We start from the raw sequence: 1,563 nt of genomic DNA on the forward strand, positions 1-1,563 counted from the left end.
GCCTCCGTGCGGGCCAGTCCGCGGCGCTCGGCGGCGCCCATGCGGTGCGGGTCCACGAGGGTCAGGGCGCCCACGACGGCCGCCGCGAGCAGGCCGTACGGCCGCCCGCCCGGGGCCAGGGCGCGCTGGCGCAGGGCCGGGAAGGCGGCGGCGGGGTCGTCGACGTAGCGGGCGGGGAGGGAGCCGGGGACGGGCGAATTCTGGCGCATGCCCTCAGTCTGCCCCACCGTCCCGTCAGCGGCCCACGTAGGCCAGCAGCCCGGCGAGCGCGGCGCGGTGGCCGGCGTCGAGGGCCGGCGCCATGGCCGGGCCGAAGTGCGGGCTGTGGTTCCCCGGGAACGCGGCGGGGTCCTCGCCCTCGAAGCCGCCGAAGAACCAGTAGACGAGCGGCACGTCGATCGCGTCGGCCAGGGCGCCCACGTCCTCCGAGCCCATCAGCGGCCGGCCGTCGAGCACGTGGTCCTCGCCGAGCTCCGCGCGCAGGGCGGCGGCCACGCGGGCCGACTGCTCGTCGTCGTTGTGGCAGCGCGGGAACCGCGCGATGGTGCGGAAGCTGGGCTCCGGGGCGCCCGAGGCCTGGGCCTCGGCGCGGACGATCCGCTCGATCGCGCCGAGCACGGTGTCCCGGGACGCGGCCGAGAACGTGCGCACGTTCAGGGCGATCTCCGCGGAGTCCGGGATGATGTTCTCCTTCAGCCCGGCGTGGAAGGTGCCCACGGTGACTACGGCCGGGTCGCGCGGGTCGGTCTCGCGGGAGACCACGCCCTGCAGGCGGGTGACGGCGTGCGCGGCCATGAGGATCGGGTCGATGCTGTCCTGCGGCTGCGAGCCGTGCGCCTGCCGGCCGTGGAAGGTGATGGCCTGCGAGTCCGCCAGCGCCATCGCCATGCCCGGGATGAGCTGGACCTTCCCCGCGGCCAGCGGCATCACGTGCTGGCCCAGGACCACCTCGGGGCGCGGCGCCCGGTCCCACAGCCCGTCCTCGAGCATCGCGGCCGCGCCGGCGCCGGTCTCCTCGGCGGGCTGGAACACCCACACGATCGTCCCGCCCCACGTGTCCGGGGCCGCCGCAAGCAGGCGGGCTGCGGCGAGCGCGCTGACCACGTGCGTGTCGTGCCCGCAGCCGTGCATCACGGGCACCTCGCGCCCGTCCGGCAGGGTGCCGCGCGCGGTGGAGGCGTACTCCAGGCCCGTGTCCTCCTCGATGGGCAGGCCGTCCGTGTCCGCGCGGAACGCGACCACGGGGCCCTCGGCGCCCTCGGGGTGGCGCATCACCCCGACGACGCCGGTCCCGCCGCAGCGGAAGCGCTCCACCCCGATCTCGTCCAGCTGCTCCTCGATCCAGGCGGCGGTGGCGTGCTCCTGCATGGACAGCTCGGGGTGGCGGTGCAGGTGGCGGTAGTCCGCGTGCAGGCGCTCGCGGGCCTCGTCGGTCAGGCGGAGGGCGTCGGGCAGGGCGGTGGTCATGGGGGCTCCTTCTCGGATGGTCTCGGGGCAGGGGCGGGGCAGGGGCGGGGCGGGGCCCGGGCGGCGGGGGCCGGGCGCGGGGGGCGGGAGGGGAGG

At 77.1% G+C, this 1,563-nt stretch carries 1 protein-coding gene and 1 pseudogene; both read right to left on the reverse strand.

Annotated features, from left to right (window positions below):
* Positions 1 to 209, reverse strand: a pseudogene (locus tag NWP10_RS11905) (hypothetical protein); the annotation flags it as partial.
* Between the two features lie 25 nt (positions 210 to 234).
* Positions 235 to 1,467, reverse strand: a complete 1,233-nt coding sequence (locus NWP10_RS11910) for an amidohydrolase (protein WP_258301043.1) — start codon at positions 1,465 to 1,467, stop codon at positions 235 to 237.
* Between the last annotated feature and the right edge of the window lie 96 nt (positions 1,468 to 1,563).

This window comes from Micrococcus sp. HG099 (genome assembly GCF_024723355.1).
Classification (GTDB): Bacteria; Actinomycetota; Actinomycetes; order Actinomycetales; family Micrococcaceae; genus Micrococcus; species Micrococcus endophyticus.